Source organism: Paracidovorax citrulli (genome assembly GCF_900100305.1).
GTDB lineage: Bacteria > Pseudomonadota > Gammaproteobacteria > Burkholderiales > Burkholderiaceae_C > Paracidovorax > Paracidovorax citrulli.
Genome location: NZ_FNEY01000047.1, coordinates 13,450 through 27,642, shown reverse-complemented (window position 1 = coordinate 27,642; position 14,193 = coordinate 13,450). Strand labels below are relative to the sequence as shown.

At 70.8% G+C, this 14,193-nt stretch carries 12 protein-coding genes; 5 read left to right on the top strand and 7 right to left on the bottom strand.

Annotated features, from left to right (window positions below; genetic code table 11):
* On the bottom strand, positions 1 to 247 hold a 247-nt coding region (locus BLR99_RS21110; RefSeq protein WP_139160163.1), incomplete at its 3' end, for a leucine zipper domain-containing protein.
* Between the two features lie 221 nt (positions 248 to 468).
* On the opposite strand from BLR99_RS21110, the gene xdhA reads away from it, so the two are divergent.
* Together xdhA and xdhB are read left to right on the top strand one after the other, a co-directional pair.
* Positions 469 to 1,992 carry a xanthine dehydrogenase small subunit gene (gene xdhA, locus BLR99_RS21105; protein WP_046060846.1) on the top strand — a complete coding sequence of 508 codons (1,524 nt, stop codon included), beginning with the start codon at positions 469 to 471 and terminating at the stop codon, positions 1,990 to 1,992.
* Positions 1,989 to 4,460 carry a xanthine dehydrogenase molybdopterin binding subunit gene (gene xdhB / locus BLR99_RS21100; RefSeq protein WP_074687499.1) on the top strand — a complete coding sequence of 824 codons (2,472 nt, stop codon included), beginning with the start codon at positions 1,989 to 1,991 and terminating at the stop codon, positions 4,458 to 4,460. Before xdhA ends, xdhB begins: the two co-directional genes overlap by 4 nt.
* A 15-nt stretch (positions 4,461 to 4,475) precedes the next feature.
* Here the strand turns inward: xdhB and BLR99_RS21095 are convergent, their stop codons facing one another.
* The 4 genes from BLR99_RS21095 to BLR99_RS21080 all read right to left on the bottom strand — a co-directional run bounded on the left by BLR99_RS21095 (position 4,476) and on the right by BLR99_RS21080 (position 8,184).
* On the bottom strand, positions 4,476 to 4,796 hold the full coding sequence (locus BLR99_RS21095; RefSeq protein WP_017440609.1) for a hypothetical protein: 321 nt from the start codon (positions 4,794 to 4,796) through the stop codon (positions 4,476 to 4,478).
* 1 nt (position 4,797) lies between these two features.
* On the bottom strand, positions 4,798 to 4,962 hold the full coding sequence (locus tag BLR99_RS21090; protein ID WP_165842984.1) for a hypothetical protein: 165 nt from the start codon (positions 4,960 to 4,962) through the stop codon (positions 4,798 to 4,800).
* A 98-nt stretch (positions 4,963 to 5,060) separates the two neighbouring features.
* Positions 5,061 to 7,286 (bottom strand): sensor domain-containing diguanylate cyclase, encoded by a 2,226-nt coding sequence (locus tag BLR99_RS21085; protein ID WP_074687497.1) that lies wholly within the window; start codon positions 7,284 to 7,286, stop codon positions 5,061 to 5,063.
* Positions 7,287 to 7,560: 274 nt separating this feature from the next.
* Positions 7,561 to 8,184, bottom strand: a complete 624-nt coding sequence (locus tag BLR99_RS21080) for a Crp/Fnr family transcriptional regulator (RefSeq protein ID WP_046060885.1) — start codon at positions 8,182 to 8,184, stop codon at positions 7,561 to 7,563.
* A 293-nt stretch (positions 8,185 to 8,477) separates the two neighbouring features.
* Here BLR99_RS21080 and BLR99_RS21075 point away from each other — a divergent pair, with 293 nt between their 5' ends.
* Positions 8,478 to 9,503, top strand: a complete 1,026-nt coding sequence (locus BLR99_RS21075; protein WP_011794273.1) for a porin — start codon at positions 8,478 to 8,480, stop codon at positions 9,501 to 9,503.
* An 84-nt stretch (positions 9,504 to 9,587) separates the two neighbouring features.
* Here BLR99_RS21075 and BLR99_RS21070 read toward each other — a convergent pair whose 3' ends face one another.
* Positions 9,588 to 11,054, bottom strand: coding sequence for an aminotransferase class V-fold PLP-dependent enzyme (locus BLR99_RS21070; RefSeq protein ID WP_138919948.1), 1,467 nt, complete (start codon positions 11,052 to 11,054; stop codon positions 9,588 to 9,590).
* Between the two features lie 28 nt (positions 11,055 to 11,082).
* On the bottom strand, positions 11,083 to 11,553 hold the full coding sequence (locus tag BLR99_RS21065) for a Rid family detoxifying hydrolase (protein ID WP_011794271.1): 471 nt from the start codon (positions 11,551 to 11,553) through the stop codon (positions 11,083 to 11,085).
* Positions 11,554 to 12,120: 567 nt separating this feature from the next.
* Here BLR99_RS21065 and BLR99_RS21060 point away from each other — a divergent pair.
* Both BLR99_RS21060 and BLR99_RS21055 read left to right on the top strand, forming a co-directional pair.
* On the top strand, positions 12,121 to 13,524 hold the full coding sequence (locus BLR99_RS21060) for a cache domain-containing protein (protein ID WP_046060843.1): 1,404 nt from the start codon (positions 12,121 to 12,123) through the stop codon (positions 13,522 to 13,524).
* On the top strand, positions 13,521 to 14,189 hold the full coding sequence (locus BLR99_RS21055) for a response regulator (RefSeq protein WP_046060842.1): 669 nt from the start codon (positions 13,521 to 13,523) through the stop codon (positions 14,187 to 14,189). The genes BLR99_RS21060 and BLR99_RS21055 overlap by 4 nt, the downstream gene beginning before the upstream one ends.
* The last annotated feature ends 4 nt before the right edge of the window (positions 14,190 to 14,193 follow it).

The following is a 14,193-nucleotide window of genomic DNA, read 5'->3' as shown; positions in this document are numbered from 1 at the left end:
GCTGCTGTTCGAACAGCTGGACCTGCTCGGGTGGGCAGGCCTGGGGGCTGCGGTGCGGGCGGGAGCTGCGGTCGAGCAAGCCATCGGGGCCTTCGTTGCGAAAGCGGGCCATCCACTTGTAGCCGGTGCGCAGGCTCACGCCTGCGGCTTCGCTGGCTTGGCGCATCGTCCAGTTCTGCTGGAGCACTCTGTCGACCAGAAGGGCTCGACCTGCGCGGGTCAATCGCGCATGCTTATGACTGTTCATCCGGTGTCCTGTCCTGAGTTGCTGGGGCCTGGTAACCACAGCTTCCCAGGTCGGGCCTGGATGAACAACCTATTGAGACATCACACCTAGCGGGAGCGCGGGCGCTGGCATCGAATTTGCGGTGGCAGGCGGTGCCGGGACCGGTTACGCTTCGAGTCCATGGCCCCCATGCCCCCGTCCCGGCTGCCGGACGCCGGGGCGCGCTCCAGAAAGCCCCGCGAATGACCGTTGCATCCCGACCGATCCGCTTCCTCCGCCGCGGCCAGCCCGTGACGCTGGCCCATGTTCCGCCCGACCGCACGCTGCTCGAAGTGCTGCGCGAGGACCTGGGCGACTGCGGCACCAAGGAGGGCTGCGGCGAGGGCGACTGCGGCGCCTGCACCGTGGTGCTGGGCTCGGAGGAAGGCGGCCGGCTGCGCCTGCGGGCCGTGAACAGCTGCATCCGCCTCGCGCACGCGATCGACGGCATGGCGCTGTGGACGGTGGAAGACCTCGCGCAGGATCCGCTCATCCGGCGCGGCGCGCCCGCACCGCTGCATCCCGCGCAGGAAGCCATGGTGCAGTGCCACGGATCGCAGTGCGGCTTCTGCACGCCGGGCTTCGTGATGAGCCTGTTCGGCATGTACCGGAACCATGTCTGCCAGGGCCGCGCCGTCACGCGCGAAATGGCCGTGGCGGAGCTTTCGGGCAACCTGTGCCGCTGCACCGGCTACCGCCCGATCCTGGACGCCGCCGGGCGGATGGCCGAACTGCCGGCCCAGCCGGTGGACGAGGGCGCGGTGCTGGAGCGGTTGCGGGAACTGCGAGCCCCCGTGGCGTCCCCCCAGGACGCAGCACCCAACTATCTGGCGCCGGAGACGCTCGCTGGCCTGCTGGCCGCGCGCGCCGCCCATCCCGACGCGCAAATCGTCGCAGGCACCACCGACGTGGGCCTGTGGATCACCAAGCAGCACCGCCGCTTCGAGCGCGTGCTGGACGTCACCCGTGCCGAGGAGCTGCGGCGCATCGGCACCGTGGACGGCCACCTTTCCATCGGTGCGGCGGCCACGCTGGACGACGCCTTCGCCGCCCTGGCCGCGCACTGGCCGGCGCTGCGGCGCTTCGCCGAGCGCTTCGCCGGGCTGCCGGTGCGCAATGCGGGCACGCTGGGCGGCAACGTCGCCAACGGTTCGCCCATCGGCGATTCGATGCCGGTGCTGATCGCGCTCGGCGCGCGCATCGTGCTGGCCAGCGTGCGCGGCGAACGCAGCCTGCCGCTGGAAGACTTCTACACGGGCTACCGCCGCAACCTGCTGGCGCCGGACGAGATCGTCGCGCGCATCGACGTGCCCCTGCCCGCGCCGGGCGACCGGCTGGCCGCCTACAAGGTGTCCAAGCGCTTCGACGACGACATCTCCGCCGTCTGCCTGGCCGTGCTGCTGTCGGTGCGGGACGGCGCCGTGCAGTCCGCCCGCATCGGCGCGGGCGGCGTAGCCGCGGTGCCGGCGCGCGCACGCGGTGCCGAGGCCGCGCTCGCCGGCCAGCCCTGGAGCGAGGCCGCCGCGCTGCGCGCGGGCGAAGCCCTGCAGGCGGAGTTCACCCCCATTTCCGACATGCGCGCCAGCGGCGCCTACCGGCGCGCCGTGCTGGCCTCGCTGATGCGGCGCTGCTGGCTGGAGAGCCCGGAACGCCCCGCAGGAACCGGCGCCCTGCCCGTATCGCTCGAACAACTCGTGCCGGTGGCGCAGGCGGAGGAACAGGCATGAACCGGCGCGACGACACCCTGCCCACCAGTACCGCCCCCGAAGGCCCCCTGAGCCGCGACGCGGATGCGGACCCGGTGGCGGCACGCGCAGACGCGGAAGGCGCGGCCGGCCCGATGGCCGGCGAGGCCCCGCCGCCCGGCCTGGACGGCACGCCGCACAGCGCACGCCGCGCCGTGGGCGTTTCCCAGATCCACGAAAGCGCCCGCGCCCAGGTGGCGGGTACGGCGCAGTACATCGACGACCTGCCCGAATGGAAGGGCACGCTGCACGCGGCGCCCATCCTCTCGCCCGTGGCGCACGGCCGCCTGCGCGGCGTGGATGCCGTGGCGGCCCGCGCCCTGGCCGGCGTGCGCGACATCGTGCTGGCGGCCGACGTGCCGGGCGATCCGGTGCTCGCCGCCTTCGCGCACGACGAGCCGGTGTTCGCGCGGGACACGGTGCAGTTCGCGGGCCAGGTGGTCGGCCTCGTGCTGGCCGACACCGTGGCGCAGGCGCGCCGCGCCGCGCGGCTGGTCCAGCTGGACATCGAGGAACTGCCGCCCGTGCTCTCGGTGCACGAGGCGCTGGCGCAGGAGAGCTACGTGCTGCCGCCCGTCACCGTGCGCCGCGGCGATGCGGCCGCGGCCCTGGCCGCGGCGCCGCACCGCCTGCAGGGCACGCTCGAAGTGGGCGGCCAGGAGCATTTCTACCTGGAAGGCCAGATCGCCTACGTCCTGCCGCAGGAGCAGGGCCAGTGGCAGGTGCATTCGAGCACCCAGCACCCGGGCGAGGTGCAGCACTGGGTGGCGCACGCGCTGGGCATCGACAGCCACCGCGTCACCGTGTCCTGCCGCCGCATGGGCGGGGGCTTCGGCGGCAAGGAGACGCAGGCCGGCCACATGGCCGTGTGGGCCGCGGTGGCCGCGCACAAGACGGGCCGCCCCGTGAAGCTGCGGCTGGACCGCGGCGACGACTTCATGGTCACCGGCAAGCGCCATCCCTTCGCCTACGACTGGGAGGTGGGCTTCGACGGCACGGGCCGCATCCGGGGCCTGCGGCTGCGCATGGCGGTGAACTGCGGCTTCTCCGCGGACCTTTCCGGCCCGGTGGCCGACCGCGCGGTGTTCCACTGCGACAACGCGTACTTCCTCGATAACGTGGAGATCGCCTCCTACCGCTGCAGGACCCATCTCCAGAGCCACACGGCCTTCCGCGGCTTCGGCGGGCCGCAGGGCGTGATCGCCATCGAGACCATCCTGGGCGACATCGCGCGTGCGCTCGGGCTCGATCCACTCGACGTGCGCATGGCCAACCTCTACGGGCTGGAGGACCGCAACGTCACGCACTACCAGATGGCCGTGGAAGACAACGTGCTGCACGACCTGCTGCCCCGGCTGGAGCAATCCTCCCGGTACCGCCAGCGGCGCGAGGCCGTGAATGCCTGGAACGCCCGCCACCCGACGCTCAAGCGCGGCCTCGCCGTCACCCCGGTGAAGTTCGGCATCAGCTTCACGGCCACGCTCTTCAACCAGGCCGGCGCGCTGGTGCACGTCTATACCGACGGCAGCGTGCAGGTGAACCACGGCGGCACCGAGATGGGCCAGGGCCTGCACACCAAGGTGGCGCAGATCGTGGCCGACGAACTGGGCGTGCCTCTGGCGCACGTGCTGGTCACGGCCAGCGACACCAGCAAGGTACCCAATGCCAGCGCCACCGCGGCATCCAGCGGCACCGACCTCAACGGCCGGGCCGCGCAGTTCGCCGCGCGCCACGTGCGCGACAACCTCGCGGCCTTCGTCGCGGGCCTGGACCACTGCGGCGCGGGCGCGGTGCATTTCGAGAACGGCCGGATCACTTCGCCGAAACGCTCGCATGCGTGGCGCGACGTGGTGCAGGCCGCGTATGCCAACCGCATCCAGCTCTGGAGCGACGGCTTCTACCGCACGCCCAAGATCCACTACGACAAGACGACGCTCACCGGGCGCCCGTTCTACTACTTCGCCTACGGCGCGGCCTGCACCGAGGTGGCGATCGACACGCTCACCGGCGAAAGCCGCGTGCTCGCCGTGGACATCCTCCACGACGCGGGCCGCAGCATCAACCCCGCCATCGACGTCGGCCAGATCGAGGGCGGCTTCGTGCAGGGCATGGGCTGGCTGACCACCGAGCAGCTCGTCTGGGACGACCGGGGCCGGCTCGCGACGCACGCGCCCAGCACCTACAAGATCCCCGCCACGGGCGACATCCCGGCCCACTTCCGGGTGGACCTGTGGCACGAGGCCAACCGCGAGGACAACGTGGGCGGCAGCAAGGCCGTGGGCGAACCGCCCTTCATGCTGGCCGTGAGCGTCTATGAAGCGCTGCGGGATGCCGTGGCCGCGGCACGTGCGGATGCACCGGAGGGCGCTTCGGCGGACGGGCCGGTGCGCCTGGTGGCGCCGGCCACCGCCGAGAACGTGCTGCGCGCGCTGGGTGGCGTGGCGGACTGACCGCGGCGCAATCCCTCAGGGAGCCGCCGGGCCGGCGCGCCGCGCGGAACGCAGCTGCCACGCCCGGGCCTCCGCCTCCCGGCCGTGGATCTGCAGATACCTGCCATAGGTCCGTTGCGCCGCGCTTTCGCCCCGCTCCGCGCGCTCGCGCACCTGCATCAGGCACAGGCCGTGCAGCGTGGCCGCCTCCTGCCGGGGACAGGTGCGGGCACTGTCGATCCACCACCAGGCGGTCCACGCCCCGAACACCGACAGGAAGGTGATCAGGAACTTCGCGCCACTGCCGGACCGCAGCCACCACGCCGCCATCGCCTTCGGCCGCTGCCCTGCCGCCATGTCAGCGGTCCAGCGCATCCAGGTCGCGCGACAGCGCATCCAGGTCCACCTGGCGCACCGGCATGAACTCGCGGACCGTGTCGGCGATGGGCGGCGTCGCGCGCTGCATGATGGCTTCGGCCGTGCGCGCCTCGAAGCCGGGTACGCGGTCGCGGTAGCCGATCATGTTGTCGTGTTCCGAAGAACAGAATGTTTCCACCGCCGTCATGGACAAGACGGCCGCTCCGCGGCAAGGCTCGGGAGGCCCTGCTGCCGCGCCAGTGGTCAGGCCTGCACGTCGCCGTCCGCCGTCGTGCTCTCGTGCGGACGGCCCGGCCGCAGCCACCGCACCTCGACGCGGTTGCGGCCCGCGCGCTTGGCTTCGTAGCAGGCCATGTCGGCCGCATGCAGCACGGTGGGCACGTCGTAGGCGCCGCCATCGAGCGGCACGAGCCCGATGCTCACGCCCAGCGTATAGGTGCGGCCGGCATAGGCCGGCTCCCAGGCGTGCACGGCCGCGCAGAGCTGGGTGGCGATCGCCAGGCCACGCGGCAGGGCGCAGCCGGGCAGCACCACGGCGAACTCGTCCCCGCCCAGCCGGGCGGCCCACCCCACATGCCGCACCTGCGTCTCGATGAGCCGGCCCACGTGGCGCAGCACGTCGTCGCCCGCGTCGTGCCCGGCGATCGCGTTCACCACCGTGAAATGGTCGAGATCGAGGAACAGCAAAACGCCCGATTCCGGTGCAGGAGGTGGTGCCACGGCCTCCGCACGCCCGGGGGACTCCTGCAGGGACTCCGAAGGCAATGCACCATTTCGGACCGAGGCGCGCACCACCATGGAGCGTTTCGCATGGTCCGCGAGCAGGGCGTGCAGGCGCTGCTGGAACGCGTCGCGGTTGGCGAGCTGCGTGAGGGAATCATGCCCCGCGGGCCAGTCCTGCTGGCGCCGCGCCTCACGCGCTGCCGTCAGGTCCTCCAGCATCCATACCGTGCCGCCCCCTTCCGCCACGGCGCCGTCGCGCACGGCACGGCCGAGCACCCGCGCCCAGACCGCTCCGCCGTCCTTGCGGACGAAGCAGACATCTCCGTCGAAGGCACCGTGCGCGGCGAACTCGGCACGCACACGCCGCCCCAGCTCGGCATAGGCCGCATCGCTCGCGTAGAGCAGCCGCGCGGGCTGCCCCTGCAGTTCATGCGGTTCATAGCCGAGCAGGCGGCATGCCTCCAGCCCGACCACCACCATCTGCCCGGCGCGGGTGATGACGATGCCGGCGGGGGCATGGTCCAGCACGGCCTGGAACTGGTCCTGCAACACGCCCGCCCGGTGCCGGGCGATGCGGCAATCGTCCACCAGCGCCCGGCAGACCTGCGCGAGGGCGTCCACCTCGCCGGCTCCCGCCGGCCAGGGCGCATCGTCGGCGATGCCCGTGGGATGGGCGCGCGCCACGCGCCGGCACAGCCGTGCCAGGGGTTGGGCCAGCACGGCGATGGCGATGGCCGCCAGCAGCGCCGCGCAGGCCGTGGCGGCCACGGCGCCCCCCAGTCCACGCTGGCCACCGCCGGCCAGCAGGTCCAGATCCGAGGCGCGCGCATCGCTCACGCGCGCCACCAGCCACTGGGGCAGCGGCACGCCCGCCACGCTCACGACCTGCCCGGCCACCACTTCCGAGAACCCGCGACCCGCCACCGCTGCCTGCCCGCCCTGCAGCGCCCGCTCGTACACCTGCGACAGCCCGGTCTCGTTGCGCACCAGCCCGAGGACGCGGGCCGGGTCCGGGTGCGCGAGGATGGCGCCGTCGCGCGAGAAGACCACCAGCGTCGATCCGGCCCGTGCCGGCAGCGCCATCGACGGCGGCAGCAGGCCCTGCGACTGCAGCCGCAGCGTGCCCGCAAGCGCGCCCTGCACCCCGCCGTCCTCGGCCGCGCGCAGCGGCAGGCTGAACATGATGCGGGCATCGGCGGAACCATTGCCGATCACGCCGGACACGAGCGGCTTGCCCTCCAGCAGCGTGCGCCGCAGCTGGTCGCGCTCGGCAGGATCGAGCTGCGCGCCGGGATGCAGCCGGCCGTTCTGCCAGTACAGGCCGAGGCTGCCGTCCTGCCGCGCGATCTGCAGGGCGTCGAAGAAGCGCGCCGCAGGCAGCCCCTGGCCCAGCAGGGCATCGAGCGCGTCCGGAGAGTCGGGCAGCGGCGTGGGGATGCTCTCGGCCAGCGTGGCCAGCACGCGCTGGTTCTGCTCGATCTTGCTGGACAGCAGCAGCGCGACCGCCTCGACCTCGTCGGTCTGGCGCTCCATGAGGCGCTCCAACGCCTCGTGCTGGGCGGTTCGTGCCACGATCCAGGCGGCGAGGCCTCCGGCCAGCAGCACGGCCACCACGGCGGCGGCGATCACGCGCAGCACCAGCGGGCCGGGCATGTGCCAGTGCGCCTCGCGGCCGTCGTGTACCGTGGCGAAGGCACGCAGGCGGCCGCGCCCGGCCGCCGCCGGCGGAGCGGGCGGCGCGCTCATGCGCGCCCCACGCTCTGCGCGCGAATCGGCCGGGAACAGCGGGAGCGAAGGAGCATGCGGAGCGGGCGGTTCGTTGCGGGGGAATACATACCCGGGACAGGCCGGGCCCTTGCAAACGAATATACGCAGCGCTCCCCCGGACGGCTTTGGGTAGAACCCCGGGGGCCACCCCCGGGAGAACCCCGATGGCGAACAGGCCTGCGCCGGCGTTCAGAAGGCGCCCGGATGGGCGGCCGCCGGCACCCCGGTCAAGGCCGGCGCCCCGGCCGGGAACTCAGCCGCCGGCCACCATCTGCAGTTCGCGTGGCTGCGGAAGCATCAGGACGTTGCCCGTGCCGGCGACGAGGCCGTGCTCGCGCAGGTGGCGCAGCACCCGCGAGAAAGTTTCCGGCGCGATGCCGAGCTGCGCGGCGATGAGGCGCTTGCGCTGGCTGAGGGTGACGCGCAGCGCGCCGCCGTCGCCGGGTTCGGCATGGCGCAGCAGCCACTGGGCGCAGCGGGCCTCTGCATCCTGCGCGAGACGGCTCACTGCCAGTTCGGTCTGCTGCAGATAACCCGCGGCCATGTCGCGCACCAGGCGCTGCACGGTCTCGGGCAGCAGTGCCACCTCGTCGCGGAACGCTTCCAGGGGGACACGGCGCAATTGCACGCGCGAGTCCGCCACCATGTCCACCGGGCAGGGCTGGCCGAGCAGGGCCGACGCGGCATCGAGCCAGAAAGGCCCGTCCACCGCACCGAGCTGGTGCCTGAGCTGCCCTTCCTCGCGCACCCCGAAAACGACGCGGCCGCTGTCGAGGTGCAGCACCGAAGCGGACTGTTGGTGGCGCTGCCGCAGCACCTGGCCTGCGGCGGCCATCTCGCACGGCACGGAAGGATCGGTGGAAGGGATGGGGAACATGGTGCGCACTGTGGCGCGCCCGCGCCCCGGGCGTGTTGAGCGAAGTCAAATGCTTCGCGCGCCGTGCCGGAAGACGGAACGGGCCGGGGCGACACGCGGGCGGGCGCCTGCGGCAGGGACATGCCCATCTTGCCGGCACGGTAATTGCTGGTTACAAACGGCGATCGCCAGAGGGGGCATTCCGTGGCCGCGTCGCGTCTTTCCCGGGTGCGCGGCGGCCGGGCGGCCTGCTCCGGTGCCTCCATCCGATCCTTTTCCCCTTTTGTTTGTCTTTGCCGTTGGACGGGAGTCTTATGAAAAAAAACCTGATCGCGTTGAGCGCCGCGCTGCTGTGCGCCGCCGGCGCCCACGCCCAGAGTTCGGTCCAGCTGACCGGACTGTCGGACATCTACGTGGGCTCCATGAAGATGGCCGGCGATGCGGACCGCCGCTCGGTGGTCAACAGCGGAGGCCTGACCACCTCGTGGTTCGGCTTCAAGGGCACGGAAGACCTGGGCGGCGGGCTGAAGGCCAGCTTCCAGCTGACCTCCTTCCTGCAGGTCGACACGGGCACGCAGGGCCGCTTCGCGAACGACACCTTCTTCTCGCGTGACGCGAACGTGAGCCTGTCGGGCGATTTCGGCTCCGTGCTGCTGGGCCGCTGGATGGCGCCCAACTTCCTGCCGTCGGTGGTGGGCAATCCGCTGGGCGATTCGTTCACGTTCTCGCCGCTGATCCTGCACATGAACGTGCCCCTGTTCAACGGCACGGGCTGGGCCGCGACGACGCCGGCCGACACGGGCTGGAGCAACCAGATCGTCTACAGCACGCCGAAGATCGGCGGCTTCTCCGCGAACATCCAGTACCAGTTCGGCGAGCAGGCGGGCAACAACGGCCGCAAGAACGTGGGCGCGAATTTCTTCTATTTCGGCGGCCCGCTGACGCTGACCGGCTTCTACGAGCGCGACCAGATCGCCAACCCCGGCCAGGGCGCCTACCTCGGCACCACCAGGAAGGACTGGATGCTGCTGGGCGCCTATGACTTCGGCATGGTCAAGCCCTTCCTGAGCTACGGCGAGGCCAAGGCCGACAACACCAGCAACAAGGCCAGGACGATGCAGATCGGCGCCTCCATCCCCGCGGGTCCCTCGGGCAAGGTGCTGGTGGACTGGGTGAAGACCGAAATGACGCAGACCGACATCGACCGCAAGACCTTCACGGTGGGCTACGACTACTTCCTGTCCAAGCGCACCGATGTCTATGCGATGCTGATGAACGACCGCATCACCGCGCAGGCCAAGGGCAACAGCTTCGGCGTGGGCATCCGCCACCGCTTCTGACGCGAGCCTCCTGCAGGACAAAGAGCGCGGGAAGCGATTCCCGCGCTCTTTTTTTCATTGCATGGGGCGTCGCCGCGGGGACGGTCAGATCTTGCGCGACAGATCCCACATGGCATCGACCAGCAGGTCGATGTCGCGCGCGTCGTGCCAGAGGTGCGTGGAGACGCGGATGCCGTAGTGGTTGGACGGCGCCCCGATGACGGGGAAGTCCGCGCTGCGGATCACGAACCCCTGGGCGTAGTCGCTCTGCATGCGCGAGACGAAGGCACTCGCCTTCTGCGCGTTCATCACGTCCGCCTTGTTGGGGAACGGGTTGAAGGACGTGAGCGCGGACAGCAGCTTCGGGTCGTCCTTGGGCGAGTACAGCGCGTCGATGCCCCAGCGCTCGGCGATCTTTTCCTTGAGGTAGGACGAGAGCGTGAGGTCGTAGGTCTCGATCTTCTTGCGCCCGATGCCGTCCCATTGCGCGCAGGCCTGGGCGAGCGCCATGAACATCGGCGTGTGCAGGCTGCCGCAGCTGGTGATGGTGGCGGCGATGTCGTAGGTTTCGGTGCCGTTGGTGGTGCGGTCCTTCGCGGGGTAGGAACTCGTGTGGATCGGAAACCACTTGGGCAGGGGCAGCGGGTTGGAGGCCCGCATCTTGTTGCGCACGATCAGGATCCCGGTGGAGCCCGGGCCGCATTGCCACTTGTGCCCGGCGCCGGACATGAAGTCCATGCCCAGCTCGGCATAGTTGTAGGCCATCATGCCCGGCAGGTGCGCGCCGTCCACGATGCTGATGAGCCCGTGCGCCTTCACCACGCCCATCAGGTCCGCGATCGGCAGCATGGTCCCGGTCTTGTAGGTGGGCGAGGACCACATCATCGCCCGCACGCGTTTGCCCTGCGCCTTGAGCGCGCGGATGCGCTCGTCGAACAGGTTCACGTAGGTGGCCGCGGTCTGGTTGTTGCCCACGGGCATCTGGATGCGCGAAACCTCGATGCCGTAGCGGTCGGTGGCGATCTTCAGGGGCGTGTCGCCGCCGCCGTGCTCGTGGTTGGTGGTCACGACCACGTCGCCGCGCTGCCAGTCGATGCCGAGGATGGCATGGCACATGCCAGAGGACGTGTTGGCGGAGAAGGCGAGCTCGTCCGCATCCACGCCGAAGCCCGGGGCCACCTGCTTGCGCAGGTCGAGCAGGTTGCCGTAGCCGCTGCCCGAATCGGCGGCCTTCTTGCGGTTCTCGGTATCGAAGACGTCGAGCACCAGTTTGGGCATGGAGCCGCCGGTACCGATGTTCATGTAGGTTTTCTCGGGCTTGAGGACGAACATGTCCTGCACGCCGGTCCAGAAAGCCTCGTCGCGCACGAGCTGCTCGCGCAGGGCCTCGGCGGTGGTCTGGGCGCCGCTGCTGCCGCACGCGGCCACCAGCGGGCCGAGCGTGGCCGCGCCGGCGCCATAACCCATCATGCGCAGGAAGTCGCGGCGCTTGGCGCTCCAGCGCGGTTCGGTCGCGGCGGCAGGTTCGATGCGGCAGGCGGCACCGGCCGCCACAGGGGATGTTTCGGTCATGGGAATCTCCTGGAATCGGTCCGGTGGCTCAGCGGCGCCCGACGATGGCCGCGATCTCGATCTTCACGTCGCGCGGCAGGCGCGCGACCTCGACGGTGGCGCGGGCGGGCGCCGCGCTGCGGAAGTACTCGCCGTACACCTTGTTCATGGCGGCGAACTCGCCCAGGTCCTTCATGTACACCGTGGTGGAGAGCACGTCGGCATACGACAGCCCCTGGGAGCGCAGCTTGGCGCCGATGAAATCGAGCACGGCGCGGGTCTGCTCCTCGATGGTGGTGCCCTGCACCGCGTTGCCGGCGGCGTTGAGGGGCAGCACGCCCGAAAAGTACAGCGTGTTGCCGTGCGCCACCATCTGCGAGTAGGGCCCGATCGCGGGGTAGATCTGGGTGGTGGAGAGCACCTCCCGCTGGGCGGGTGCCGCGCACCCCGCCAGCAGCGCGGCCGCGAGCGCGGCACCGCACAGCGCCAGGCCCCGGGGCAGGGGATTCCGAATATCCATGACATTCCTTCCGTTCAACGACGCAGACATGGCACGGAAATATCACAGGGGGTACCGCGCACTGCAGGCGCCCCCTTTTTCCATACCGCCACGCACCCGACCGCAATAATCCCGCCCGAAGGCATCGAATATCGGCGAAAGCGGGAACGCGAAGGAATTCTGTGCGGGACACCGGCGGAACGAAAGCACATTTTTCCCTTACGCAGGATTACGCAGGGCGGCTTGCGCAGTCCTACGCAGAGACACCCCGCGCACCCGGCCCCGGCACGCATCCTGCTGCCGCAACAGGGCCTCCACGGGTGTTCCACGGACCTTCGCACGCCGCACCATCGACGGGCGAAGCGCGGCCGGCAGGTACGTAACAGCACCGGCATGGGGACCGGACTCACCACGGCGGTGCGATTTATTTTCATCCTTCCCCATTCAAGGCCAGGACGATTTTCTCCGCCGCTCATCCATATTTACAGGTTGTCACGCCCGCATGGAATACCGGCACTGACCCCCATACCGCTTTGCCGGACTTTCCGGTATCAGGCGGATAGTTATCCCCCACTCGCGAGACAGACCATGCAACTGCGGCTGAAACTCCTGCTGCTTTCCACCCTGCCCATCCTGGTGGCCCTCGGCTGCGTGGCCGCGACGGCCCGGCACCAGACCCTGAAGCTGGCGCAGCAGGAGCGCGAACTGGTGGAGACGGCCTACCTGCACAGCAAGGAAACCGAACTGCGCCACTACGTGCAACTGGCCCAGAGCGCGCTCGCGCGCGTCGCCGCCGAAGAGGCCGACCCCGTGCAGCGCCAGCGGCAGGCCCTGGCCCTGCTCTCGCGCATGCAGTTCGGCAAGGACGGCTATTTCTTCGTCTATGACCGCGAGGGCAACGTGCTGCTGGACGCCCGGCAGATGGGCCTGTCGGGCGTGGACCTGTGCGATCCGGGCGATCCGCGCAGCGAAGCGCCCGCGAACCGCATCCTGGCCACGGCGCGCCAGGGCGGCGGGATGGTGCGCTACGACTGGCAGAAGCCCTCCTCGCAGCTCATGGCGCCCAAGCTGGCCTACGTGACCACCCTGCCCGGCTGGGAGTGGATCCTGGGCACGGGGCTGTACCTGGACGACGTGCAGCAAACGCTGCGCCACATCGACCGGGCCGCGCAGGAGAACATCGACGGCACGCGGCAGCGCATCTATGGCATCGCGGCCCTGTGCATCGTGCTGATCGGCCTGGCGGGGCTGGCGCTCAACCTGAGCGACCACCGCGTGGCCAGCGCCAAGCTGCGCCGGCTCGCGCAGCGGGTGGTGAGCTCGCAGGAGGAAGAGCGGGTGCGGGTGGCGCGCGAGCTGCACGACGGGGTGGTGCAGGTGCTGGTGTCCTCGAAATTCCTGCTGGAGACGGCGCAGGTGCAGTGGGCCGCGCGCGCAGCCCACGCGCCGCGCGACATGCTCGACCATGGGCTGGAGCGGCTCAACGATGCCCTGCTGGAGATCCGGCGCGTGTCCCACGGGCTGCGCCCCGCGCTGCTCGACGACCTCGGGCTCGCGCCCGCGCTCGCGCTGATGGCGCAGGAGGTGGAGGAGCAGGGAGCGTTCAGCGTGCGGTTCGTGCTGCGCGGGCCGGCCGGGCCCCTGCCCACCAGCCACGGCACGGCGCTGTTTCGCATTGCCCAGGAGGCGCTCACCAATGCCCGCATGCATGCGGGAGCCAGCCAGGTGGAGGTGGCGCTGCGCTTCACGCGCTGGCGGGTGAGCCTGTCGGTGCGCGACGACGGGCGCGGCTTCGACGTGCAGCGCGTGCAGCGCGACGGCCAGGGCGGCATCGGCCTGCGCAACATGCGCGAGCGCATCGAAGGACTGGGCGGCCGCTTCGCCATCGCATCGGGCCGCGGCGGCACGCGCATCCTGGCGGTGCTCGACCGCCGGGACGCGCCCGCCGCCGGGCTGTCCGCCGGCATCGAACCCTCGCAGGTGCCCGCATGAACGCCGACCCCGGCCAGACCCCGATCCGCGTCCTGCTGGTGGACGACCATCCGCTGGTGCGCGACGGCGTGCGCATGCGCCTGGACGCCACGCCCCACATCCGCGTGGCCGCCGAGGCGGGCGGCGTGCAGGAGGCCCTCGCACTTGCCGAGGCCATGGCGCCGGACATCGTGCTGACCGACATCCGCATGCCCGACGGCAGCGGCATCCAGTTGGCGGCGCTGTTCCGTGAACGCTTTCCGCTGGTGCGCGTGATGGTGCTGTCGATGCACCAGGATGCCGAGTACGTGCGGCGTGCCGTGGGCCTGGGCGTGCGCGGCTACGTGCTCAAGGACGCGCCGGCCGGCCAGCTGGTGCAGGCCATCGAGACGGTGCGGGCGGGCGGCAGCCATTTCAGCGAAGCCGTGCGCGCGCTGGTGGACGGCGGGCAGCCGGCGCCACCCCAGGGGCGGTCGCTCACGCCGCGCGAGGCGGTGGTGCTCCGGCTGCTCGCGGAAGGGCGATCCAACAAGGACATCGCCGAACGGATGGGTACTTCGGTGCGCACCGTGGAAACACACCGCCTGCACCTGCGGCGCAAGCTGCGCATCGATGGGCAGGCGGCCCTGGTCAAGTACGCCGTGGCCTATGCGGACCTCCGCTGCGATCCGCACCTGCCGACCTGAATGG